At 41.3% G+C, this 24016-nt stretch carries 21 protein-coding genes, 1 tRNA gene and 1 pseudogene; 7 read left to right on the forward strand and 16 right to left on the reverse strand.

The window, feature by feature from the left end; translation table 11 throughout:
- Positions 1-73 precede the first annotated feature (73 nt).
- The 15 genes and pseudogenes from HWQ43_RS32145 to HWQ43_RS32210 all read right to left on the reverse strand — a co-directional run bounded on the left by HWQ43_RS32145 (position 74) and on the right by HWQ43_RS32210 (position 11006).
- Positions 74-994: an NAD(+) kinase gene (locus HWQ43_RS32145; protein ID WP_099102632.1), complete on the reverse strand. Its 921-nt coding sequence runs from the start codon at positions 992-994 to the stop codon at positions 74-76.
- Between the two features lie 6 nt (positions 995-1000).
- On the reverse strand, positions 1001-1306 hold the full coding sequence (gene nuoK / locus HWQ43_RS32150) for an NADH-quinone oxidoreductase subunit NuoK (protein ID WP_006199065.1): 306 nt from the start codon (positions 1304-1306) through the stop codon (positions 1001-1003).
- A 59-nt stretch (positions 1307-1365) separates the two neighbouring features.
- The gene (locus HWQ43_RS32155; protein WP_292741184.1) at positions 1366-1980 is read right to left on the reverse strand and encodes an NADH-quinone oxidoreductase subunit J; all 615 of its coding nucleotides are present in this window, start codon (positions 1978-1980) and stop codon (positions 1366-1368) included.
- A 139-nt stretch (positions 1981-2119) separates the two neighbouring features.
- Positions 2120-2704: an NAD(P)H-quinone oxidoreductase subunit I gene (gene ndhI, locus HWQ43_RS32160; protein WP_292741186.1), complete on the reverse strand. Its 585-nt coding sequence runs from the start codon at positions 2702-2704 to the stop codon at positions 2120-2122.
- A 105-nt stretch (positions 2705-2809) separates the two neighbouring features.
- Complete coding sequence (gene nuoH / locus HWQ43_RS32165) at positions 2810-3928, reverse strand: NADH-quinone oxidoreductase subunit NuoH (protein WP_292741188.1); 1119 nt, start codon at positions 3926-3928, stop codon at positions 2810-2812.
- 288 nt (positions 3929-4216) lie between these two features.
- On the reverse strand, positions 4217-5353 hold the full coding sequence (locus HWQ43_RS32170) for a citrate synthase (RefSeq protein WP_292741190.1): 1137 nt from the start codon (positions 5351-5353) through the stop codon (positions 4217-4219).
- Positions 5354-5461: 108 nt separating this feature from the next.
- On the reverse strand, positions 5462-5956 hold the full coding sequence (gene sixA / locus HWQ43_RS32175; RefSeq protein WP_292741192.1) for a phosphohistidine phosphatase SixA: 495 nt from the start codon (positions 5954-5956) through the stop codon (positions 5462-5464).
- Between the two features lie 51 nt (positions 5957-6007).
- Entirely contained in the window at positions 6008-6268 is a 261-nt protein-coding gene (locus HWQ43_RS32180; protein ID WP_292741194.1) for a hypothetical protein, read from the reverse strand.
- Entirely contained in the window at positions 6265-6465 is a 201-nt protein-coding gene (locus HWQ43_RS32185) for a hypothetical protein (protein WP_292741196.1), read from the reverse strand. The genes HWQ43_RS32180 and HWQ43_RS32185 overlap by 4 nt, the downstream gene beginning before the upstream one ends.
- Positions 6466-6544: 79 nt before the next feature.
- Entirely contained in the window at positions 6545-6697 is a 153-nt protein-coding gene (locus HWQ43_RS32190) for a hypothetical protein (RefSeq protein ID WP_292741198.1), read from the reverse strand.
- 21 nt (positions 6698-6718) lie between these two features.
- Positions 6719-7138, reverse strand: a pseudogene (locus tag HWQ43_RS33945) (HNH endonuclease signature motif containing protein); the annotation flags it as partial.
- Positions 7139-7157: 19 nt separating this feature from the next.
- Positions 7158-7790 (reverse strand): hypothetical protein, encoded by a 633-nt coding sequence (locus tag HWQ43_RS32195; RefSeq protein WP_292741200.1) that lies wholly within the window; start codon positions 7788-7790, stop codon positions 7158-7160.
- Between the two features lie 124 nt (positions 7791-7914).
- On the reverse strand, positions 7915-8385 hold the full coding sequence (locus tag HWQ43_RS32200; RefSeq protein ID WP_292741202.1) for a DUF29 domain-containing protein: 471 nt from the start codon (positions 8383-8385) through the stop codon (positions 7915-7917).
- A gap of 175 nt (positions 8386-8560) precedes the next feature.
- Positions 8561-9844 (reverse strand): bifunctional oligoribonuclease/PAP phosphatase NrnA, encoded by a 1284-nt coding sequence (locus HWQ43_RS32205; RefSeq protein ID WP_292741204.1) that lies wholly within the window; start codon positions 9842-9844, stop codon positions 8561-8563.
- Between the two features lie 664 nt (positions 9845-10508).
- Positions 10509-11006, reverse strand: a complete 498-nt coding sequence (locus tag HWQ43_RS32210) for an HNH endonuclease (protein ID WP_094349059.1) — start codon at positions 11004-11006, stop codon at positions 10509-10511.
- 402 nt (positions 11007-11408) lie between these two features.
- Between HWQ43_RS32210 and alr the strand changes: the two genes are divergently transcribed.
- The 7 genes from alr to HWQ43_RS32245 all read left to right on the forward strand — a co-directional run bounded on the left by alr (position 11409) and on the right by HWQ43_RS32245 (position 21752).
- The gene (gene alr, locus HWQ43_RS32215) at positions 11409-12596 is read left to right on the forward strand and encodes an alanine racemase (RefSeq protein ID WP_292741207.1); all 1188 of its coding nucleotides are present in this window, start codon (positions 11409-11411) and stop codon (positions 12594-12596) included.
- Positions 12597-12696: 100 nt separating this feature from the next.
- Positions 12697-12778, forward strand: a tRNA-Leu gene (locus HWQ43_RS32220).
- Positions 12779-13673: 895 nt separating this feature from the next.
- On the forward strand, positions 13674-14741 hold the full coding sequence (locus HWQ43_RS32225) for a response regulator (RefSeq protein WP_292741209.1): 1068 nt from the start codon (positions 13674-13676) through the stop codon (positions 14739-14741).
- A 62-nt stretch (positions 14742-14803) separates the two neighbouring features.
- Positions 14804-15181 (forward strand): response regulator, encoded by a 378-nt coding sequence (locus HWQ43_RS32230; protein ID WP_069071198.1) that lies wholly within the window; start codon positions 14804-14806, stop codon positions 15179-15181.
- A gap of 4 nt (positions 15182-15185) precedes the next feature.
- Positions 15186-15683 (forward strand): chemotaxis protein CheW, encoded by a 498-nt coding sequence (locus HWQ43_RS32235; protein ID WP_292741212.1) that lies wholly within the window; start codon positions 15186-15188, stop codon positions 15681-15683.
- Positions 15684-15744: 61 nt separating this feature from the next.
- Entirely contained in the window at positions 15745-18555 is a 2811-nt protein-coding gene (locus tag HWQ43_RS32240; RefSeq protein WP_292741214.1) for a methyl-accepting chemotaxis protein, read from the forward strand.
- A 161-nt stretch (positions 18556-18716) separates the two neighbouring features.
- Positions 18717-21752, forward strand: coding sequence for a hybrid sensor histidine kinase/response regulator (locus tag HWQ43_RS32245; RefSeq protein ID WP_292741216.1), 3036 nt, complete (start codon positions 18717-18719; stop codon positions 21750-21752).
- Between the two features lie 57 nt (positions 21753-21809).
- Here HWQ43_RS32245 and HWQ43_RS32250 read toward each other — a convergent pair whose 3' ends face one another.
- Positions 21810-23069: a calcium-binding protein gene (locus HWQ43_RS32250; protein WP_292741218.1), complete on the reverse strand. Its 1260-nt coding sequence runs from the start codon at positions 23067-23069 to the stop codon at positions 21810-21812.
- Between the last annotated feature and the right edge of the window lie 947 nt (positions 23070-24016).

Below are 24016 nucleotides of genomic sequence, written 5' to 3' on the forward strand. Positions count from 1 at the left end.
GGGTAATTTTGGTTGCGATCACGTAGACCGTAGGCGATCGCAATCTGCGGTAAATGCACTCTAAAATACTTAATTAATTACGGTGATTATTGCTGTAGTGAACCCTTGTACCTGCCCACAGCAACTTCTCCCGTAGCGTCTGATAGTAGGAATTGTTCTCGCGCAAAATAATAAATTTAGCCCGACACTCTGCCATCCGCACATCAACACGGTGTCCGGGCCAAATTGAAGTCCCCAAAACTCCATCTGTCCACAGCTTGGTACTCAAATCGTAATCCCCCAAAGGCCAAATACTCACCACAGAACCAGGGGGTAAAACGAGGGGACGACTAGAAAGGCTCATTGCACAAATAGGAGTGATGGTAAGCGCTTCCATACCATCATGCATAATTGGCCCATTAGCAGAAACGGTGTAACCAGTAGAACCTGTGGGAGTCGAAATAATCAACCCATCCCCGACATACTGATCGACTACCTCACCATCGATTTCCATTTCCAGAATTGAGGTGATCATTCGGTCAGCGGAGGCGGGTTTGACACAGAATTCATTCAAAGCCAGGTAACGTTCGCTCACTGGTTCTAAATTAGATCCATGACCCTCATATACCGCAGCTTGTAACATCATCCGTCGTTGGATAGCATAGCGATCCTCAAACAGCCGATCCCAAACTTTCTCTGTATCCTGAAATTCTTCCACCGACTCAGTTAAAAACCCCAGATGACCTCCCACATTCACTCCCAGAATTGGGATACCAGCTGGGGCTAAATGTCTGGCACCAGTTAAAACAGTACCATCGCCACCAAGTACCAAAGCGAGATCGATTGGTTGACCCGCCGAAGCCAAAAAGACTGGATAGGGGTTGTCTTTCGGCCCGCTAGGCCCCATCAACACTTGGCAATCGCGACTTTCTAGTTGTTTCGCACAGATTTCTGCCCATTGTTTACTCCGGGCATCCCGCGCTTTATAAGCAATGATTACCTGCTTGAGTTGCACGCACAATTACCACTTCAGGAGATTAAACTGCTCCATATCGACGGTATCGCGGTTGCGATAAATGGCGAGCACGATCGCTAAACCCACCGCCGCCTCGGCTGCGGCCACAGTAATCACAAATACTGTGAAAACCTGACCCTTAATTAATGTTGAGTCGAGGAAGTTGGAAAATGCCATTAAATTCAGATTAACAGCATTGAGCAGTAATTCAATTGACATCAGCACCCGCACAGCGTTGCGGCTGGTAATTAAACCGTAGATGCCGATGCAGAATAAAGCTGCTGCTAGTAATAAAAAGTACTGGAGTTGCATGAATCTGGGTATCCTTCCTGAAAAAGCTGGCTGTTTATCTGCGATTCGGGTCGCAAATATTACTCTTTTGTTTCGCTGGTTGTTGATACTAGTTCTCTAGGGCGTTCTTGTAAAGTAAAAACAGTTTGCCCCACATTGGATCGTGTCAGTTGATCTGGCAAATACTCACGACGTGCCAAAATAATTGCTCCTACCATCGCTATCAGCAGCAAAATGGAAGCTAGTTCAAAAGGTAGTAAAAAGTCAGTGAAGAAATGTTCTCCAATCAAAACAATAGAACTTTCACCACCCGCGACAGGAGCAGTTGAATATGCCCAAGGAGTAGCCAGTACCATCGTACTTAAAAGACCAAATAATCCTACACTAACTACACCCGTAAGTACTTTACGCACCCAAGAGTTAGGAAATGCTACAAAATCCTGCCGCTTGTTAACCAACATAATGGCAAACAAAATCAGCACGTTAACCGCCCCAACGTAAATTAGTATTTGTGCAGCTGCAACAAAATCAGCATTTAGCAACAGGTAGATTCCCGCTATGCTGATGAACACACCCCCCAGCAAAAAGGCAGAATAGACGATGTTAGAGAACAGCACCACACCAATGGCTGCCCCAATCATCATCACGCCCAGTATGCCAAGTGATACTAACTGTACTCCTTCTGCTAGATTCACTGTTTTTTGTCCTTAGTCAATTGTCATTGGTCATTGGTCATTGGTCATTGGTCATTGGTCATTAGTCATTAGTCATTAGTCATTGGTCATTAGTCAAATAACAAAGCACAAAGGACAAATGACAATGGACAAATGACATTTATTTTTCTGTTTGTTCTACCAAGTCTTCTGGACGCGCACCTGCACGTGGCGCATCTGCGGGTAGTCCGTGAGGTTCGAGGACGCCTTTGGGTAGGTAAACTAGTTCGCGCAGTGGTGTCACCATTGGGTCATCTGTTACCTTGTAAGGCAGACGACCTAGTGCTACGCTGTCATAATTCAATTCATGGCGATCGTAAGTGGAAAGCTCATATTCTTCTGTCATCGATAGACAGTTAGTGGGGCAAAATTCCACACAATTACCGCAAAAGATACAAACTCCAAAGTCAATGCTGTAGTGGTTGAGTTTTTTCTTTTTACTGGCTTTATCGTATTCCCAATCTACTACAGGTAGGTTAATTGGACAAACCCGAACGCAAACTTCGCAAGCGATGCACTTATCAAATTCAAAGTGAATCCTACCGCGAAACCGTTCGCCAGGAATTAGTTTCTCGTAAGGGTACTGTACAGTAATTGGACGCCGCCGCATGTGATCGAAGGTGACAGAAAGTCCCTGACCAATATAACGCGCAGCTTGTACTGTTTCTTTGGCGTAATCACCAACTTGTTTTAGGAACTTTAGCATTGTGTTTCACTCTCTCTTTGTAAGCTATCAGCGTTATTTGTCCCTTGTCCTTCGTCCTTGGTCATTAGTCATTTGTACTAATGACTAATGACTAATGACTAATGACTAACCACCAAAAGCGAAGGGAAAGGCTAGTTTCAAGGCGGCAGTTAATAGGAGATTAACCAAACCAACTGGTAACAAAAACTTCCATCCTAAATCTAACAGTTGGTCAATCCGTACCCGTGGCACTGTCCAGCGCAACAAGATGGCGACAAACACTAGTAAATAGGCTTTGAACACGGTCATGGTGATACCCAAAGCCGCAGTTATTATCTGGAACACGGGATTTACTTCACTGACTCCCAGCCAACCAGCGATGAGGTTGAGGGGAATAGGAAAGTCCCAACCGCCCAAGTAGAGAATTGCTACTAGTAGGGAAGAAAGGATCAAGTTAACGTAGGAACCCAGGTAAAACAGACCGAATTTCATACCTGAGTATTCAGTCTGATAGCCTGCGACGATTTCTTCTTCCGCTTCGGGTAAGTCAAAAGGTAATCGTTCGCATTCAGCGAGGGCGGCTATCCAAAAGATCAGAAAACCAATTGGTTGTCGCCAAATGTTCCAGCCTAAGATGCCGTAGCCAGACTGCTGATTGACAATATCAACGGTGTCGAGGCTATTAGACATCATAGCGATCGCTAATACCGCCAGCGACAAAGGAATTTCATAACTAATAGATTGCGCTGCTGCCCGCAACCCCCCTAAGAGGGAGTATTTATTATTAGATGCGTAGCCAGCCATTAACAAACCAATGGGTTGAATGCTTGACAAGGCAATCCACAAGAATACGCCCATGCCCACATTGCTAATTACGATATTCTGTCCAAAGGGCACAATCAGGAACGACAGAAACACCGGAATTACAACAATAATTGGGCCAAGAGTAAACAGCCAGGGGTCAGACTTGGCTGGTACTATATCTTCTTTAAATACCAGCTTCAGACCATCCGCTACAGGCACCAGCAACCCAAAAGGCCCCTGGTATTCTGGCCCAATTCGCTGCTGTGCGGAGGCGGAAATTTTCCGTTCTAGCCAAGTAGCAACTAATACCCCCACTGTTGCCCCAATCAGCATCAGTATCATTGGCAGCGGCATCCAAATCGCTTTGGCTGTTCCTGCTGGTATACCTAAATCCCGGAGGGATTCAATAAAAGTTCCTTGGAGGTCAATTCCTGAATTCATGTTTCCGCTCTTTAAGACATCGAGTCATGGTGAGTTACAACTATTACTTGAATTAATAACTGTAAATTCACCCATTTATAATTTTTGCTGTGATGACGTCCGATTGAAGATTTGTTGCCAATTCCCATGCCTAGTATATCGTTGGATGGTTTGACCACCCTGAAGCGAGATGAGAACTTCTACTTATGGTTGGCATTGAGATTGGCTATTGAGGGGACAGGGGACAGGGGACAGGGGACAGGGAGAATAAACAATGCCCAATCCCCAATACCCAATCCCCAATGCCAGTTACCGTTGCTCAATAGGAGTATAAGTAACTTCGTGCAGACCGTTGTAAACTTGGGTAGGACGGAAAATGCGGTTTTCTGCTAGTTGTTCTTTCCAGTGGGCTAACCAACCGGCAACGCGGGCGATCGCAAATATTGGCGTAAATAAGTCTGTAGGAATACCCATCTTCCTGTACACCAAACCGGAATAAAAGTCAATGTTGGGATAAATCCCCTTGCTACCGAGTTTTTCTTCTACCACTCGTTCCATTTCTTGAGCAATGTCATAGAACTTGTCATGGCCAAACTTTTCAAACAATTGCTCTGCTAGTCCTTGTAAAATTATGGCTCGTGGGTCTTTCACCTTATAAACACGATGTCCAAAGCCCATAATCTTAGATTTAGTTTCTAGACAATGCTCTATATAGGGACGGACATTTTCCACAGAGCCAATTTTTTCCAACATCTGAATTACTTCTTCATTGGCTCCACCATGCAGAGGCCCACCCAAAGTTCCGACGGCACTAGCAACCACAGCATAAGGATCGGTCAAGGTGGAAGCTGTCACCCTGGCACTGAAAGTAGAAGCATTCATTGTATGCTCGACCTGAAGTATCAAGCAGATATCAAAAACTCGCGCCATCAGAGGATCGGGTTCTTTCTCATCGAGCATGTATAGAAAGTTGGCGGAGTAGTCTAAGTCATCACGAGGACGTACCGGATCATTGCCTTTTCGCATCAGTTGGAACGCCGCCACCATTGTGGGAATGGTTGCTATCAGGCGCACCACAGAATCTCGAATGTAGACAGGATTATGTAAATCGCGGAGCGAATAAAACAAGCCTAAAGCAGCAGCAGAGGCTTGCAAGGCATCCATTGGATGACCGCTTTCTGGAAAGCATTTCATCATGTCACGAATGCGGTATTTTATCCGCCGGTGGTAACGAACTTCATGCTCAAATGTTTCCAGTTCTTCCTTGCTTGGCAATTCGCCCCAGATTAAGAGATAAGCAGTTTCCAAGAATGTACTTTTTTCTGCTAGTTCTTCAATCCTAATGCCACGATATTCTAGTATTCCCTTTTGCCCATCAACATAGCTGATACTTGATTGAGCGGCGGGAATGCCTTCTAAACCAGGCTTATATTCGCACACCATCATGGCAACACCATTCGCTTTGTGAAATATCTGATCAAGCTAACTTACCAGAAATTTATTGTCGCCATAACAGTAGCCGTTCTAACAACAATCGAAAATGTTGAAAAACTGTTATAGCAGGTACTTGGGTGGTGTCAACCAAAACATCTGACTACGACCCAAAGGAGAACCTGTTTCTGGTAGTTTTATCCCAATCATACCTGCTTTTTTCAAGACTAAGCTTGCTTTGACTTCTCCCCACAGGAGAATTTCTGCCCAACTGGTCAAATCAGGTTCGTGTCCAACCAGCGCCAGTTGGGTATTTTGGGAATAATTTCTTGGTTCTAACCAGTCTTTGAGCCAACTAGAAATTTGACCATCGTGGGCGAGGTGGCTAGATTCCTCTAACTGAGAGCTTAGTTTTTCTGCTATCAGGATTTCAGCCGTTTGGCGGGACCGCACTAAGGGACTGGTGAGAATTAAATCAAAGTTTAAACCTAATTTAACAAGTTTCTGGGCAACTTTCTCAGTTTTTTGCCTTCCTTCTTTGGTAAGGCTGCGCTCCTCATCTTTGATGCCTAATCCCTTGTCTTCGGCGATGCCATGACGAATTAAGTAGAGTTCCATAATTTGTATTATGAGTGATCGGTTAGGCTGCTCTTAGGCAATGTTAGAACGCTATCCACCACTTAGCAATCTGTCATACTCTGGATGCGACCCAATCCAAAACCATACAAAATTATCATCTTCTTTTACAGCAAGCGCCCGATAATATATACCAATACGCACTGACCAAAACTGACCGACTTTTTTGAAATGCAATGATGGATATTTGATATCTTCCCGAAGAAACTCGTAATATCGATCAGCAAGTTCTTGGATATCAATTGGTAACTGGCGATAGTAATACCAAAAATCAGGGGTTGCTCGATGTTTCACAGGTCAGTACAACGCCCTTCTCGCAGATGTTTGAGTGCTTTCTGTGCCAATGCATCTAACCGACCAGCAGCCACATCTTTTTCAATCTGTTTATCCCAGGCTGCTGCATCGAATTCCGCAAACCAGGCACGAAATGCGGCGAGATCCTCTGGTGAAAGTTGACTAATAGCGAGTTCTACTTCCTTTAGGGTACTCATAATCTAGATAAATCAAGCTTGTCATTCTCTAACTTAAATATACAAGTACTTCCGAACAAAATAACTGAATTTATTTAGGCTAAATATTTTGACGCCATTTGCACTGCTTCAACCTCTGTTTCAAAAATTCTTGGTTGGGACGGCACATTTCATCTTTTGGAACTCGTATCTCTTTACCATCGATAGTTTTATATTCAGTTTCTTTGAGAACAGGGGAAATATGTACCTTCATTGTTTTTGGATCGATAACAATGAGATTTAAATCAAATAAGGTATGTAAGTCAGCACGTAACAATAAACCATTTGACGGATGATTATTCTCTGTTTCGCTGTAAGGAATTATGTGAGCAGCTTCGAGCGCAACCTCAGCATCAAAATTGGTAATAGCACACTTACTATAGTAAGCATCTAGTAAAGACTTACGAAATTGTGATTGTCCCTGTCTCTTAGCTATTGATACAGTAATTTTTTGACGAGCCTCGGCATCACTTTTAAAATTGAAAAATTTTTGTTTATCAAGTTCTTCTCTAGCAAGTAATAGTTCGTTAGTCTCTGGCGATAGCTTCAGCTCTAATGAGGGTATTTTAGGCTCTGGTATTATCGGTAGTTCTGGAGGCTTCGGCGTTTCGCTAATCTTCTTTAAAATTGATTCGTAATAACTTATTCTATTAATTGCTTTGACATATTTAGGATCACACTTCCAAGGCTAATTTGTAAGTATCTATTGCAGCTTGATAATCCTTTTTTTGCTTAAAACCTTCCCCCTGCTCAAAGAAGATGTCAACAAGTCTAACTCCTCGTCTTTGCCTTTGTTGTATTAGGGAATGCTTCTCCCATTCTGAATTTAAAAAGAGAGCAGCTTTACTATTAAATCTACAACTACTACCTCCAAAATTTAAATTTATTCCCTGAAATTGAGGTAGTTTTTTTAAATTCTTTTGTTCCAGAGGGAAATCAAAGTCAACAACTGAATCTATTTTAATGCAAACGAAAAAACATCCTGCATAATCAAATATATATGCTGCACTTAAATCTGAATATTTTTTATCTGAATGCTTGAGTTGTTGAGCCTCTGGTGCTGCAATCACATAACCAGCAGCAATAAAACCAATAGTTTCATTGCCAATATTTCCACTTCTCTTAAAATAGGCTCTATCCCCAACTTCTATAAATTTGGAATTTCCACAACTCCAGGGTGTTTCATAGTATTCTCCTGACGAAATATCTGATTTTATTAAACCAGGAAGTTCCATATTTTTAATGACTCCTTTTTCAGGGTGGTCATATTCTGCTTCGCCGTTGCAAAGAAAAATTATAGTTTCCATCAAATATAAAAATGACTAATCATGATTATCATGATGTTAGCCATTTAGTATACTAAATATAAACAGTATATTTACTTGTTTGAAGTATGGCATCATGATTGTCGTAGCGCAAATAACCTTACGATTATTCCTCAACGTTAGGATAAAAGTCTAAGTCTAAAATCTCATCAACAGAAAACGGACAAGCGATCGCAAAGTTATCTTCTGATAAACTTGTTTCCACCATTGCCTCTCGCCGCGCTCTTTGATAAGTAGTATTTATCCACTCGGCATCATTTAAAAAACGCTGCAAGCTAGGACTTTCTTGCAGCAATTCATCTATATTCAGTCGCTCACGGGTAATGGTCACTTGCCAACTGTGACTACGACGTTCGGGTTGATACTTCCATTTCAACAAATGCGATAAGACTAACCGCAACGCACTTTGCAACGCCCGTTGTTGACTCTTACCCAAGTCCACCACTTCCTCAATTAAGTGTTCTAAATCCAGCGTGTCCCAGTGCTGCAATCGTAAAAGCTCTGCTATCTGCTCTACCCAAGCATAAAAATCTTGCTCATACAGAGTTTGTAAGATTTGGAGTTTTATAGACTTCATGGCGCTCCTTCTTCACAAATAAATAGGTAGGCGCAAGTTAACTTTGATTTAGTTCAGCATTCGTCATAAAATCCAAATTCCCGACTTTTATCAAAAATCGGGAAGGGATGCTATATGAACAAACACTTTGACTGCTGCATTAGTTAGGAGTTCTCCGCGTCTCCTTGAGTTCCCTCTACTCCGACTGAATTGGATTATCTCTAGGATTAACTAACCTCAGCAGTTTTTGCTTAATTTGAGCGTCGAATACTTCCCATTTCATTTTCGCATAAGCGGAATTTTCGTTACTGCCAGATAAGAAGCCCATCGGAATTTCAAAGCCGCCTGCGCTTGTCCTTCCACCGCCGAAAAAGCGTCCTGCACTATCTTGTCCAAAGGCTTCTTTGATGAATTCATCGGGGTCAAGGGTAAGTTTGCTGGTTCTCAGGGAGCCGATGACTATTTCTAGTTCTTCGTCTTCATCGTGAACAATGCCGTAAACTACTGCGGTGTGGACGTTTTCTTCAGTGACAAGAAAATCAGCCGCTTGGGGGATGGCGTCACGGTCTTCGTAACGTAAATAACCAACACCAGCAATGGAAAAGTTATTTTGGACGATGCGGTTTTTGAGCGATCGCTCGATCACATCCATTACCCGCTTGGAACGGTTGGCCTGTAAAATGGCATTCAGCAGTTGGGCATCATAAAATCGGCTTAAATACGCCGCTGCCATAAAGTCTTCTTCTTGGGCTTGCATGAGCCGATTTGTATCCGATCGCAAGCCATGCATCAAGGCAGTAGCGCATTTGACGTGTTGATTTATGCTGCTATCTAATGCTAATAATCCTGTTTGGAGGTATTGAGTAAAAATTGTTGCCGTCGCTCTGACATAAGGACGAATATCCTCAAATTCTGAGTGGAGATCACCTTGGATACTGTGATGGTCGATGAGTACCACTAGGGGAATTCCAGCCTGCTGCACCGCTGACAGTAGTTGCGAAGTGGTTCCCTGGTTATCAATTAATACAAAACCTTGATAAGATGACAAATCTTTGGTTTTCAAGGTTTGGGTTGTCCAGCGTTGGATAGGTAAATTAGTCAGCCTTACCAAGGCAATATTTTCTTGATGGCTCAATGCACCAGCATAAATGATTTCACATTTGATATCATATTGCTGGGCAATTAACTGGTAAGCCCAGGCACAGGAAAGGGCATCAGGGTCAGGAAAATCTTGCAGAATTACGAGCTGGCGATCGTGTCTGTGTGCCAGAAGGGTTTTTTGTAGTTCTTCTGACTTTTGTTGTGCCAGAGAATTACCACGGTGACTGAGATATATAGCCCCATCACCTACCGATGGCGGTAATGACGGACTCTTAAATGCAACTTCCACTGGCGCTTTCTCGATTTCAGGTTCCTCTGGGTTTGGCTCTGTGGTCAATGACAAACTCTCAAACTGAGTAACGGGAGAATTAAAGTACATAGGGAACTTTTTTAAAGTGTGAGGCTCCTTTAATTCAGAAATACTACGAGCAGCAATTCCCTGAATTTAGCCACATTAATTACGATCTTCGCAAAAATATCAAGACATTGCACTATACATCTAAGTATATTTCTTGTCAGTAACAGCGCTCAACAATCAACTAACTTCCACTAAAGGGGATACAGCAAGGAAGTTTAGGATATCGGGCTGTATCTGGCAGCACAAATATGTTTTAGGAGTTTTGTTCTCTTTGGTAAATTGAATTAAGCGGATTTTTATCTAACTTAGGGTATACTTCCTATCTTATACTTTAGAATTAGTCCTTGATATTTTAAATATTCTTATGCTTAATATTCTCATTATTGTGACTATTGAGCAATTAACAATTATTTTTGATGAACAACGCTTATTTCCTATCTCCTTTGAAAATTCTGAAAATTTAGAGTCAAGTCCAATGGAAAAGGGCAAAATACAAGGGGAGTAAAGAGCAAAAGGGAAACTCTATATACATACAACAAATTTAAAAGCTTGATAGTTGATGCAATCACCTTCGTTGCAAGCCATATAGCCACCAATTTTTTAACACTCCATAACTAAAGTTATTGGCTATTTCCCAAAGAAAGAGGGTATTTCTTCTTTCTCCTTTGCTCCTCTGATTTTTGGCTCAAAGACCTATAACATACTTTTGCCACTCTGTATGCAGTCCACTCTTAAGATGTTTGCTGACCTCGAAATAGAGACTGCTATAAGGTTGGCGCGGGGGATGACGCAAAGGCATGTGAGCTTCGTGGGGAGTCCGACTGCCTTTTTTGACATTGCAACGGACACAAGCGGTAACAATATTCTCCCAAGTATCGCCTCCGCCGCGCGATCGCGGTATTACATGGTCTAGTGTCAATTCATCCCCTGTGTAACCACAGTATTGACAGGCATGACCATCACGGTGCAATATATTTCGGCGAGTTAGAGGGATTTCTTTATAAGGAACGCGTACATAATGACGCAACCGGATCACGGTCGGCAACGGGAAATCCGTGTACAGAAATTTACCGTTGTGTTCCACGCGTTCTGCTTTGCCCTTGATTAAAAGAACTACAGCACGACGCCAACTCGTTATATTGAGAGGTTCGTAAGAGGCGTTTAAGACTAAAACCTTCCCCATTATTTGCGCTCAGGGTATGAGTTTTAAAATATATTAACACAAATACACCCTGCTAGGGAGATGAGAAGAAATTATACTTTCGGGAGAATTTGGAAATTGAGTGAGGAGTTAGGAGTTAGGAGTGAAGAGTTAAGAGTTGGAAAGTCAAATTTATCACTTGATTAAAATACTTACTTAGACTGACGTAATCGCGCAGCGTCTTGTAGAGAAGAACGGAGTGAAAAATTGAGCCGTAGATTTACTTCTAATTCATAACTCTTAACCTTTACTTTAGCGCCGCAACATCTTGTATCAATTCCAATCTGAAGGTTAAACTTCCTATTTAATCTGATCTCGCTTTTAGGAGCGTGTATAGATAGATAACTTGCAAGTTTAGCCGTGGCGGGATAGGAGTCAGTACAAATGTTAAGTCGCAAACAAATCCCTGGTGTAGTCCCTAATCAACAGTGCGATACCTACGCGTGGTTTTCGCAACGAGCTTGGGTAGAAATTGATTTAGAGGCGTTGTCGTACAATGTAAAGCAATTGGTGCAGTTTTTATCGCCGCGTACCCAGTTAATGGCAGTAGTAAAAGCTGATGCCTACGGACATGGAGCAGTAACAGTCGCCCAAATTGCCATCCAATCGGGAGCTAGTTGGCTGGGAGTGGCTACAGTTCCAGAAGCTATTCAATTGCGAGAAAGTGGGATTCAAGCGCCCATTTTGATTTTAGGGGCAACTCATACACTAGAGCAGATTCATGCGATCGCCCAATGGAAACTTCAGCCCACGCTTTGTAGCCCTAAACAAGCTTTAGTATTTTCCGATATTCTGGAATCGATGAATCATGGTTCTCCAGTGCCCGTACACATCAAATTAGACACGGGAATGTCGAGGTTGGGAACTAATTGGCAGCAAGCTGGCGAATTTGTGCAATTAGTGCAGCGATTACCACATCTTGATATTGCCAGTATTTATTCTCATTTGGCGACAGCAGACGATCCCGATACCACGGCAATGGAAGAACAGCATAAACGATTTGAGGATGCGATCGCTCAAATCAAAGCAATGGGAATTGAAGTACCTTGTTTGCACTTGGCAAACTCAGCCGCCGCCCTCACAAATCCGGCATTGCACTACGATATGGTGCGTGTAGGTTTAGCTGTTTACGGACTTTATCCAGCAACCCATTTACAAAATGCGATCGATCTCAAGCCTGTTTTGCAACTTAAAGCACGAGTTACCCAAGTTAAGACAATTGTTGCAGGAACAGCTGTTAGCTACGGTCATAAATTTATTGCCCCGCGTGAACTTCGCCTCGCCGTCGTGGGAATTGGCTATGCAGACGGTGTTCCTCGCAGTCTTTCCAACAAAATGCAGGCGTTAATTCGCGGTCAGCGCGTATCGCAAATTGGGACAATTACAATGGATCAGTTGATGCTGGATGTTAGTGCCATACCCAATATCCAAGAAGGAGAAATAGTCACCTTATTAGGAGAACAGGGAAAAGAAGAAATTTCAGCGGACGATTGGGCAAAACAATTAAACACTATTTCTTGGGAAATTCTCTGTGGATTCAAGCATCGTCTGCCTCGTGTTGGAGTCATGTAATTGGGCATGGGGCATTGGGCATTGTTATTCTTTTCCTACTTCCCCAGTCCCAATTCCCTATTCCCAAAAATAATTTCTTATGGTACGATAGTAAACTGATGCGGATGTGGCGGAATTGGCAGACGCGCTAGATTTAGGTTCTAGTTCCGAAAGGAGTGAAGGTTCAAGTCCTTTCATCCGCACTTTTGACAAATTAAATCGCCTTATCTAGGCTGGTAATTATACTTGAGTTAAAAGTTCAAGGATAGTTGCCAGCCTATTTAAATATGGCTTAAATAAAAATATGTTTCGCCAGCATAGCTTCAAATATAAGAGGATATTTGAAAATTTGTTTGTGGTGGGCTGCACCTGTGAACAAGGCGGGGAAAGACTTTTAGCTTCATAAGTCTGTTCTTCAGATGATAGTAAATGTGTAAAAGAAATGTGTAAAAGTGGATAATTCATAGTAGACTTAATAACCTACAATTTTCGTAGGTAAGATGTGTTAAGGATATAACTTACCATGCCGAGTCCTTTCAGTACCCTACTCTCGGCGGTAAAACACTCTGAAAAAAACAAGTTTTGCATTCTGTCTAATCTAAGTTCTTAAATGCAAATAACAAAAAATACATTTATTACTTTCAAAAAACAAGTATTATTACTGTGGTCAATTTGAAGTTACTCGATGCAAAGTGACTTCATTCAGTTCTTACTTGTTTAAAAACTAGATTTTACTTAAGTGTAAATACAGAAGTTCAAAGATATTACCATCAACAAAATCAGTATTATTCCTGTGGTCAGATTGGGGTTACTCAATGGAAAGTGGCTTCATCTAGTCTTGACATTTTTATGTCTTATTTCTCGAAAGATGTTTATAAATCTCAGTAACACTAAGTAAATTAATTACAATTTACGAATTTACTAAGATTTAATCATCTGAAAACACGCTACTCTCGTTGAGTTTCACCACAAATATATATGTAACCTGATGTATTTTAAGATACAAAAGTTTAATGCTTTTTACTTGATTTTAATTGTGGAATAACTCGACACGAATTTAGCTTACACGTATCGAATTTTAGCTGAAGTAAAAGCAAAATGAGCACAACTCCTATAGGTAGCTACAGGTTGTTCCAGAAACTACATCCGCTATCTCTGTTGGCACAATTAACTAGTCGGCGTGCTACGGGTTGCTTAAGCGTATTTACCGGGATAGTTTCTTGGTCAATCTATCTAGAGGACGGTAAACTTACTTATGCCTCCTATTCAGATAAACTATTTGAGCGCCTTGATAGTCACTTACGGCGTTTGAGTGAACAAATTCCTGCTCTCAACAGTGCCACTCGCGTACAGATGCGGCTGATGTTTGAGACGAAGAATGAACATCAATCAATACCAAATGCAGATTACCAAGCTATTTGTTGGTTAGTAAATCAGGACTATATTACTTCTGTGCAAGCAGGAAGCCTAATAGACGGATTGGCAAAAGAAGTAATGGAATCATTTCTGTGTTTAAAAGAAGGTAGCTATGAATTCAGCCCAGAAAATTCTTTGGATGAACTACCGAAGTTCTGTCACCTGGATTTACGGTTGCTTGTTGAACACTGTCAAAAGCAGTTACGAAATCGCCAAAATATTCAGTCATCAATTCCGGCTGGTGGGAGTTCCCAAGTTTTTTATACAACACAATCGTCTCAAGTTCAGCCACAACTGCAAATAAAGCTTGGGCAAAAATTGCCAATACCAATTAATTTTGATATTCCTGAGAATAATAAAATTACTCAGCCACCTGTTGGCAAAAAACTATATACAATTGCCTGCATTGATGATAGCCAAACTGTTTTGAATTCCATTAAGCACTTTTTGGATGAAAACACATTTTCAGTTGTCATGATTAACGATCCGGTAAAAGCTTTAATGCAAATTTTACGGAGTAAGCCCGATCTGATTTTGCTAGATGTTGAAATGCCAAGTTTAGATGGCTATGAACTATGTTCCTTATTACGTAAACATTCAGCTTTTAAAAATACACCGATCGTTATGGTGACTGGTAGAACAGGGTTTATCGACAGAGCAAAGGCTAAAATGGTCAGATCGTCAGGATATTTGACCAAGCCTTTTACACAATCAGAATTGCTAAAAATGGTTTTTAAGCATCTTGGTTGATTGAAATAAAGCACATAAAAATAACAAAATATGTTTAATTTATTTTTTTAGGAGATTTGATAGTGAGCCTGACTTTGCTTGGCACAATTTTGATTGTAGAAGATTCTCCCAGCGAATTGGAATTGATGAGCCATTATCTCAAAGAGAGTGGTTACAACGTAATTAAAGCAAGTGGTGCAAAAGAGGGTTTAGAAAAAGCTGTGTTAGAAAAACCAGATGCGATCGTTACTGATGTAGTAATGCCAGAAATGAGCGGATTTGAATTGTGTCGTTCTCTGAGAAGAAATCCAATTACTGCAAAAGTGCCGATTGTAGTTTGTAGTTCTAAAAATCAAGAAATTGACCGTTTGTGGGCAATGAGACAAGGTGCAGATGCCTATATAACTAAACCTTATACCCGCGAACATCTCCTACGTACTATTAAATCAGTGGTAATTTGAATCAATGACTAGTCCAAACATTACTCTTTCTTCAAAACCAATCCCGAATAATTTAGCAGATAGTTATCTGAAGTTTCAGCTAAATCAACAAACAACTGCTGTTTTATCAATGAGGCATACGCAAGAAGCAATTCTTGTGCCTGTTGAATCTATTACGTCAATACCGAATATGCCGTCCTGCATATTAGGATTAATGAATTGGCGGAGTCGGATAATTTGGGTAGTTGATTTGCCTAGAATGCTCAATTTAGAATCCCTAGATTATCGACTGCGGCAGTACAATGTAATCGTTATCCAAGTGGAATCATTAGTGTTGGGCTTAGTTGTACAAGAAATAAAAGGTACAACCAAGTTTCTAGTTGATGATATTCATTCTCCTATAGGACAAGTGACATCCAGTTTAGTTCCTTATTTATGTGGGTGCGTTGTGCAGCAGGAAGAAATATTACTGGTATTAGATGCACAGGCTATTGCACAGTCTTCTATTCTCCGCAGTGATTAGGGTTTACTACTAAAAACAGCTTTTTAGTATTCTTATTCACATACTTAGGAGAATTAATTTTATGTTTAATAAAACCAACACGAATCAAGGTAATAGCGCTCAAAATCGAGCATCACTGATTTCATCTCAAAAAGCTATGGGAACTGTAGTAAAGCTACCAAATAAGCTGACTACTGAAAGTGCTAATAGTTCTTCTTGGAATCAGGGGATTGCCTATTTTACAAGGCTGGGATTAGTTAAGAAAGCGACTATTTTAGCGATCGCAATTGGCACAATACCAGTTTTGGGCATCGGTGCGATCGCTTTTGGTTTTGCCAACAAATCCATTACTAAGCAAATTACCCAATCTCAACAAGCCGAAGCCACTGGCTTAAGTGATAAAGTTAACCGCTTTATGCTGGGACGCTACGGTGATATTCAGGTAATATCAAACTTGCTATTTTTGACAAATTCTCAAGCTAGTATTAGTACTCAGGAAAAACAAGCAGTTTTAGATCGGGTTGTCGAAGCCTACAAAGCTTATGACAGCATTGCTGTTTTCGATCGCCAAGGTAACTTGATTGTCCAGTCCACAGGCGAACCCCTGGAAAATCAAAAAGATCGTACCTATTTTCAAGACGCTTTACAAAAAGATACTCCTGTCATCAGCAAACCGGAAGCAGCAAAAAATACTGGTGTCGTGAGTATTTATCTAGCTGCACCTGTGAAAGAGACAAGAACGGGTCAAACTATTGGCGTGGTACAAGCACGTATGCCCGTAAAATCTTTAGAGGAAGTTACCAAAAACTACGCAGCCAACGGACAACAATACTATTTGCTTGATGCTTCAGGAAAAGTTTTCTTGAGTCCCCAAAAGGAATTATTGGGGAAGGAGGCTAAGGAAGAGTATTCTAATTTACCCAAACTGCTAGCAGCCAAAAAGGTAGATAGTTTTATAGAAGTTCCCAAAACTGACAAAAAACAAGAACTAGTTAGCTATGTACCAGCTAGTACGATAGATGGTTTACCTGATTTAAACTGGCAGGTACTTTTAGCTACAGACACTACAACTGTATTTGAACCGCAAAGACAATTGTTGTGGACTATAGCCATCGGTACAGCAGCGACAGCATTAATTGTGGGTGCGATCGCATCTCGGTTAGCTAAACTGACTACACTGCCAATTATCAATGCCACTGCGGCATTAGCAAAACTAGGTCAAGGTAAATTTAATACCCGTCTGGAAATTGAAAGAGAAGACGAATTAGGGGTATTGAGTGCAAATATCAACCTAATGGCAGAACAATTGCAGGTCTTAGTTAAAGAACAGCAACAGGAAGTAGACGTTGAAGGGGCAAAATTACTAGCAGATATTACCCTACGGATTCGGAAAATTCTCAAAACTGAAGATATCTATCACGCAGCAGTCAAAGAAGTTCAGCGAATCCTCAAAACAGACCGGGTAATCATTTATAGTCTGAATCCAGATACTTTGGCTGGCGTTGTCGTTGCGGAATCGGTAACAGGTAATTGGCCGGAAATGGTGGGAGTGCAAATTGATGACCCCTATTTTCGAGAACATTATTTAAAAACTTATCTCGATGGAGACGTGCAAGCGGTTGCCAATATTCATCAAGACCAAAGCCTGAAAAATGCCGACGGCTACATCCAACTGTTGGAAAAATTTGCTGTCAAAGGTCATTTAATCGTACCGATTCTTGCCCAAGAAAAACTTTTAGGCTTATTAATTGCTCATCATTGCGAAACTCCTCGTGTTTGGCAACAGCCGGAAATTGACTTGTTTCAACAAATAGCAATTCAAGTCGGCTATGCCTTAGAACAAGCCAAATTATTAGAAGAGATAGAAAAAGTTAGAAATGTAACTGTAAGTGCTTCAGACGAAACACTGCAACAACAACTTTTACAACTACTCAACGACGTAGAAGGTGCAGCCAGAGGCGATTTGACAGTGCGTGCAGACGTAACCGCTGGGGAAATCGGTACTGTTGCCGACTTCTTCAACTCCATTGTAGAAAGCCTCCGGGATATTGTTACCCAAGTTAAACAAGCTGCCATCCATGTAAATAGTGCCATTGGCTCTAACGAAGGAGCTATCCGCCACTTGGCAGAGGAAGCACTCACCCAAGCTGCCGAAATCAACCGCACCCTTGATGCTGTTGACCAAATGACCCAATCCATGAAAGCTGTAGCCGAAAGTGCTGAAAAAGCTGCCTTCATTGCTAACCATGCTGCTCACACTGCTACCAAGAGCGGACACGCAATGGATTTGACAGTACAAAATATCCTCTCTTTGCGGGAAACTGTGGGTGAAACTGCTAAGAAAGTGAAACGTTTGGGAGAGTCTTCGCAACAAATTTCTCGCGTGGTTTCCTTGATTAATCAAATCGCGATTCAAACTAACCTGCTTGCTATTAATGCCGGCATCGAAGCAGCACGTGCAGGTGAAGAAGGTCAAGGTTTTGCTGTTGTTGCTGAAGAAGTCGGCGAACTAGCAGTTAGGAGTGCCGCCGCAACCCAAGAAATCGAACAAATTGTTGAAAATATCCAACGAGAAACCAGTGAAGTAGTGCAAGCAATGGAAATAGGCACTACCCAAGTGGTAGAAGGTACTCGAATTGTGGAGGAAGCTAAACAAAGTCTGAGTGAAATTTTAGATGTATCTTCTCAAATCGATTCCTTAGTGCAGTCGATTTCCACTGCAACTGCATCTCAGGTTGAAACATCACAAAGTGTTAGCCAATTAATGAAAGATATCGCTGCTATATCACAACGTAGCAGCGATTCTTCTCGCCAAGTTTCTGAATCTCTGCAACAAACTGTGGATATTTCCCAGCAGTTGCAAGAGACTGTCGAGGCTTTCAAAGTTAGTTAAGTTTGTCATTTGTCATTTGTCCTTTGTCTTTTGCGATTTGCTAGTGATGAATGACGAATGACCATGCAAATTTTAGATTTTAGATTTTGGATTGAAATAAAAATCTAAAATCCGCAATCTAAAATCCAAAATTGATTGACCAATGACTAAGGACAAAAACCATGCTACAAGACAAAGAACTAGAAATCCAGATGCAGTTTCTGGAAGAAGCAACAGATTACTTAAATACCTTAGAAGGGGTATTGCTGGAAATCGATACTAGTAACCGCATCGATTTAGATAAAATCAATGCTGCACTCCGGGCCACTCATTCTATTAAAGGTGGTGCGGGGATGATGGGATTTAAATCGCTAAGTGATTTATCTCACCGTCTGGAAGATTCCTTTAAAGTTTTAAAAACTAAAAAAAATTCTTTAGAAATTGATACTCAGTTGCAAAGTTTATTGCTATCTGGAGTTGACTGGCTGCGTCAAATTGTCGAATTGCTTGCAGAAGGGAATGTTGTCGAAGATCAGTGGTTAGCAACTTTTTGTTATCCCATCTTCGATGAGTTGCACGATCGCTTGGGCGACCCCACCCCAGAAGATGCCTCAACCATGCTATCTCCAGAGGACGGGCAAGACGTTATCCCCTTGCTATTTGCCACAGAAGTAGAAGAGTGTTTGCAGCGTCTAGAATCTATATTGGCAGATAGCGAACAAGCCGGATTGCATGAAGAAATTGCGATTATGGCAGCCGAGTTAGGCGGTTTGGGAGAAATGCTCCAGTTGCCAGCTTTTAGCAAGCTTTGTGAGTCGGTAACGCAGCATTTGGAAACTGTTAGTAGCGATGTCTTCGACAACCCCTCCGGGGAACGCATTCCCGAAATTGCTCAGTTAGCATTGCAAGCATGGCGGCGATCGCAAGCTTTGGTGATGACGAATCAATTAGATAACTTGCCTACAGAAATTGATTTGGGTAGTTCTACGCAATTCCTGCCACTATTACCAGCAGAAGTAATACCACAACTTCTCCCTACAGATGTCATCGACACAGAAGTAGTGTCAGCAGCGGTTTGGCAAGCAGAAATAACTCCAGAAACTTGGGTTAAAGATGAAGCAATCGCAGCCAATTTTACATTTGTAGATGCAGAATTTGCCGACGATGTAAATTCTGTCAATGTAACTGAACACAATGCAATATTTGCTAAAGAAGAGAATCCTCCCGATGCCAAATTTAGTGAAGGCAAAGGAGAGCCAGTTGCCGTTGGTAAAGAACGAGAAATTCATGAAAATAGCGTCCGAGTTCCTAGCAAACAGCTAGAGCAAATTAATGATTTATTTGGCGAACTGATTGTTCAGCGGAATGGCTTAAATTCGCAACTTGAAAGATTACGTAAACTCGTTCGCAACCTCAACCAGAGAGTCCAAATTCTCGACCGCGAAAACCAGGAATTACGTATAGTCTCCGACAAAATTTCCACTCAAGCTACTTCACAGCTACAAGCCGAAAATGGCCACCAAGTAGAAGGTACAAACACAGAATTTGATGCCTTAGAAATGGATCGCTATAACGAATTAAACCTGCGATCGCAGGAAGTTATGGAAACCATTGTTCAGGTACAGGAAGTCACAACAGATGTGCAACTCAGTGTAGATGATACAGACAATATTGCTCGTAAACTAAACAAAACATCGAAACAATTACAAACAAAGCTAAATCACATCCGAATGCGGCCGCTGTCCGATTTAATCGAACGTTTTCCGAGAGCTTTACGCGATTTAAATGTCGAGTATGGCAAAAATGTCCAGTTAAAAATCGAAGGTGGTAACACCTTAATTGAACGCAGCATTTTAGAAGCTTTAAACGAACCTTTAATGCACCTATTAAGGAACGCTTTCGATCATGGTATCGAAGACTCTGCCACGCGTCGCCTTTTGAGTAAACCAGAACAAGGATTAATTGAAATTACAGCTACTCACCGCAGTAATCGCACTCTCATTACTATCCGTGATGATGGTTGGGGCATTTCTCTGGAGAAAATTCGCACCCGCGCCTTAGCTATGGGATTGGATGCTTCTCTACTCGCTAATGCTAGTGACGAAGAACTATTATCACTAATTTTTGAACCAGGTTTTACCACTTCCGAACAAGTCACAGCATTATCTGGTCGCGGTGTCGGTATGGATGTGGTTCGCAACAACCTCAAATTAATTCGAGGAGATGTGAAAGTTGATACGGAACCAGGAGTTGGTACTACCTTCACTTTATCAGTACCCTTTACACTTTCGGTTGCGCGAGTTCTGCTGGTAGAAATCAATAAAATTCTATTAGCATTTCCCACAGATGTCATTTCAGAAATATCTTTGCTTCAAGACGATCGAGTTTTTGAAATGGCTGGTAACGAAGTTTTAAATTGGCAAGGAACCATGCTGCCACTGATTCGCTTAACTCGTTATTTAGAGTTTAATTGCCTACGCTACGATAGCGCAGAGTTGGAAATTCCGGCAGCCATTAGTACTAACAGTGTATTAGTAGTCAAAGGTAATAATCAGCCAGTAGCTATCCAAATAGATCGTTGCTGGGGTGAACAAGAAGTTGCTATTCGCCAAGTTGAAGGGAATATACCTTTACCTGAAGGCTTCAGCAACTGCACAATTCTCGGTGATGGTCGAGTAGTACCACTAGTTAATGTTAATGAGTTGCTGTATTGGATTGCTACAAATAAAAAGACACCGAGAGGAACGCAATTACCATCAGCAAGGTTAAAAACACCGTTCCTGATATTTGATGAAGAAAAAATGTCAGCAGCATGTATTAAGCAGAAAGGCACAATTTTAATCGTAGATGATTCGATTAATGTACGCCGCTTTTTAGCCCTAACTCTTGAAAAAGGAGGGTATCAAGTAGAGCAAGCTAAAGATGGTCAAGATGCCTTAGATAAACTCCATAATGGATTGAAAGTTGAGGCAGTAATTTGTGATATTGAAATGCCTCGCCTTGATGGTTATGGCTTTTTAGGTAAGGTAAAATCAGACGTTGATACAAAAAATATTCCAGTGGCAATGCTGACTTCTCGTAGCAGCAATAAACATCGGCAACTAGCTATGCAATTGGGGGCACGGGCTTACTTTTCTAAACCTTATAACGAGCAAGAGTTATTGCAAACCCTGGAGGAAATAATTCATTCGGTTGCAGAACAGGCAGCTTCTAATTAAAAATTGACAATTGCTAATTCCTAATTTACCAGCTTGGAACTCGGTGTTTTAGACGAACTATGCTTGCAACACAAAATCTGATGTCGTAAGAGTTGGTGCACCAGTTAGAGTCGCAAATAAACCACCGCTACCAAAACCTGCCACATCGCCATTTTGGTTGTAGAATAATTGTCCACTCACAGCGTTGTAGACAATTTTCGCTGTGCTAGTCTCTGGTGAATTCGTGATTTTAAAATTACTGTTGTTACTAAAACCTGTTCCCGCAACAGAGGTGATAGCACTAAAGGTAGTCAATTTCAGTACAATCTTGTCACCTTCGGAACTGTTGAAGTCAGCGATCGCGTCTTGACCAATATCAGTTCGAACAAAAGCAACATCGGTGTTGTAAAGGAATGTGTCAGCACCCGCGCCACCAACGAGAATATCATTGTTTACACCACCCACAAGAGTATCATTACCTTCTCCACCGATGAGAATATCATCGCCTGACCCGCCCCGCAGCAAGTCATTGTCACTATTACCAGTAATGATGTCATTACCCCCTTGACCATTAATCACATCATTAGAGTTGTCAAAACCGGCGATGTTATTATTTAAGTCATTCAGAAAGGTGACAGTGTTTTTGTTCCAAATGCTGGTTTGAGTCGAGTTGGCATTAATTACATCAAAGCTGTCGGTGATTCTAGTTTGCTCATTAAATAGAACATTGCCGAGTGCAGATATGGAAGAACTTGCTGGCAGATTATCCAGATTTTCTAAGAGGAAGTTTTGCAAAGTGACTTTGGTGTTAGCCACATTTTCAAAGGTGACTTCTAAGTTGTTGCCATTTTGAGTTAGTTGCAGATTTTGGGCAGTCAATCCTGAACCGATAAATTGCAGTGTATCAACATTGACAATTAGCTCTGGCAAAGAGCTTGAGCCTTTACCTATACCAGCAAAATCGGTGATAATGTCATTGCCATCCTCAGAGCGAATAATAAACTTATCTTCACCACCATTGCCTGTTAGAGTATCGTTACCAGCTGTGCCGTCGATGATGTTGTTGCCAATTGTGCCAAAAAGAGTATCTCTACCAGCAGTTCCCGACAACTCTGTGGTGCCGATATTCTTCCCCCCAAATACCACGTAGCTTTGCCCTGACAATATGCCGTTGGGTTTGGCCTGCCATGCCCCGATAATCAGGTCAGCGATGCCGTCACCGTTAATATCTCCGGCACTGCTGACAGACCAGCCTGAAAAGTCAAAGCTCGAGATGCCGTTGATAGTGAAGCCGTTAATGCCGTTGAGGTCAGAGAGATTCAATGATGAATTAACCATGATTTTCTCCTGTGTTTGTAGTGATTGAGTATTCGTGAGCCTTGGTAAAAAATGGAATTTGCAGCTAGACAAACACTAATTGCCTGCACGGACTCACAAAAAATTTTTGCTTTCAAACCTGCGTCCCGTTTGTAATTCGTAATTAGGAAATTTAATCACGAAGGCTTACAATTATGAGTTGTATTGATAGCGGTCTTTCAATGCTAGCTAGTCAACGGATTTAACTTTATTAGTAAAAATTACTTTGAGAACCGTTAAATTAATTAAATACTCTGATGAATATCTAGCCGTTGTCAATATGGTTAGCTTTGATTATGGTCAATTTTTTAACGTAACGTGAGTTCGACGGCTATTTAGTAACCGCCTAATTAGCGTAAATATTGAAACCTCTCCCTGGTTTTAGTACGCAAAACTATCCCTCTCGCCCGTCGGAGAGGGACTGGTAACGATAGCTTGTTCATTTGTTACCAATGCAGAAGCTGTTGTTAGGAATAAAGTTGTTGTCTTTACCACAGCTTGTCATTCGTTACCAACACAAGTTGTTTCGTTACGAATGCTTATCCGTTAGTAACAAAAACCTGTCCGTTCGTTAAGAACACAAGTTGTTTCGTTCAAAATGTTTATCCGTTAGTAACGAAAACTTATGCGTTCGTTAACAACACAACTTGTTTCGTTCAAAATGCTTATCTATTTGTGACAAAGCTTATGCGATCGTTACTACAACTTAAGCAAAATTTATCAATACAAGTCTTAACCACAGCTTACAGCTATTTTCAGGTAAGCAACATCAAGGAGAATAGGCTCACTTCCTAAAATCCAAAGACAGAAAATGCTAAGATTCCAATCAAATATGGCATTTGCACAGCTATGACACCCACACTGCACAAATCAATAGACCTATCCTTAATATAAGCTTTGTGGGATAATCAAACAATAATTAAAAAATA

The organism is Nostoc sp. JL31 (genome assembly GCF_017114965.1).
Lineage (GTDB): Bacteria > Cyanobacteriota > Cyanobacteriia > Cyanobacteriales > Nostocaceae > Nostoc > Nostoc punctiforme_A.

What these genes read in the sequence shown, in the direction of transcription:
- ndhI (WP_292741186.1), bottom strand. Translation starts at nt 2,704, where the DNA reads ATGCTAAAGTTCCTAAAACAAGTTGGTGATTACGCCAAAGAAACAGTA.
- HWQ43_RS32205 (WP_292741204.1), bottom strand. Translation starts at nt 9,844, where the DNA reads ATGTACTTTAATTCTCCCGTTACTCAGTTTGAGAGTTTGTCATTGACC.
- HWQ43_RS32240 (WP_292741214.1), top strand. Translation starts at nt 15,745, where the DNA reads ATGTTTAATAAAACCAACACGAATCAAGGTAATAGCGCTCAAAATCGA.
- alr (WP_292741207.1), top strand. Translation starts at nt 11,409, where the DNA reads ATGTTAAGTCGCAAACAAATCCCTGGTGTAGTCCCTAATCAACAGTGC.
- HWQ43_RS32190 (WP_292741198.1), bottom strand. Translation starts at nt 6,697, where the DNA reads ATGAAGGTACATATTTCCCCTGTTCTCAAAGAAACTGAATATAAAACT.
- HWQ43_RS32170 (WP_292741190.1), bottom strand. Translation starts at nt 5,353, where the DNA reads ATGATGGTGTGCGAATATAAGCCTGGTTTAGAAGGCATTCCCGCCGCT.
- HWQ43_RS32235 (WP_292741212.1), top strand. Translation starts at nt 15,186, where the DNA reads ATGACTAGTCCAAACATTACTCTTTCTTCAAAACCAATCCCGAATAAT.
- HWQ43_RS32250 (WP_292741218.1), bottom strand. Translation starts at nt 23,069, where the DNA reads ATGGTTAATTCATCATTGAATCTCTCTGACCTCAACGGCATTAACGGC.
- HWQ43_RS32210 (WP_094349059.1), bottom strand. Translation starts at nt 11,006, where the DNA reads ATGGGGAAGGTTTTAGTCTTAAACGCCTCTTACGAACCTCTCAATATA.
- HWQ43_RS32225 (WP_292741209.1), top strand. Translation starts at nt 13,674, where the DNA reads ATGAGCACAACTCCTATAGGTAGCTACAGGTTGTTCCAGAAACTACAT.
- HWQ43_RS32200 (WP_292741202.1), bottom strand. Translation starts at nt 8,385, where the DNA reads ATGAAGTCTATAAAACTCCAAATCTTACAAACTCTGTATGAGCAAGAT.
- HWQ43_RS32185 (WP_292741196.1), bottom strand. Translation starts at nt 6,465, where the DNA reads ATGAGTACCCTAAAGGAAGTAGAACTCGCTATTAGTCAACTTTCACCA.
- HWQ43_RS32195 (WP_292741200.1), bottom strand. Translation starts at nt 7,790, where the DNA reads ATGGAAACTATAATTTTTCTTTGCAACGGCGAAGCAGAATATGACCAC.
- nuoH (WP_292741188.1), bottom strand. Translation starts at nt 3,928, where the DNA reads ATGAATTCAGGAATTGACCTCCAAGGAACTTTTATTGAATCCCTCCGG.
- nuoK (WP_006199065.1), bottom strand. Translation starts at nt 1,306, where the DNA reads ATGCAACTCCAGTACTTTTTATTACTAGCAGCAGCTTTATTCTGCATC.
- HWQ43_RS32245 (WP_292741216.1), top strand. Translation starts at nt 18,717, where the DNA reads ATGCTACAAGACAAAGAACTAGAAATCCAGATGCAGTTTCTGGAAGAA.
- sixA (WP_292741192.1), bottom strand. Translation starts at nt 5,956, where the DNA reads ATGGAACTCTACTTAATTCGTCATGGCATCGCCGAAGACAAGGGATTA.